Below are 228 nucleotides of genomic sequence, written 5' to 3'. Positions count from 1 at the left end.
TTTAAATCGTTTGTATTTGAAATATTTGATTTAGGATTGTTATAAATTAGAGTAAGATTATTAATATCTTGTTTAGAGCTCTTAGCATAATAATTTATACCTTGGAGTTTTTTATAAGTAGAATTGCTTTTATCATAAAGTTCGTTATCATTAAAATAATGTTCTGGAATATTGAAATTTAGATTATCTGTAGTGTTTTCTTAAGTGGTTGCAAAAGCATTGACACTT

Annotated in this window: 1 pseudogene; it reads right to left on the bottom strand. The window is 23.7% G+C overall.

Annotated features, from left to right (window positions below):
• Positions 1-228, bottom strand: a pseudogene (locus tag ELQ07_RS08205) (hypothetical protein); the annotation flags it as partial.

Origin of the sequence: Campylobacter sp. US55 (genome assembly GCF_004378955.1) — a bacterium.
Taxonomy (GTDB): domain Bacteria; phylum Campylobacterota; class Campylobacteria; order Campylobacterales; family Campylobacteraceae; genus Campylobacter_D; species Campylobacter_D jejuni.
This window is presented reverse-complemented; position numbering and strand designations above follow the sequence as displayed.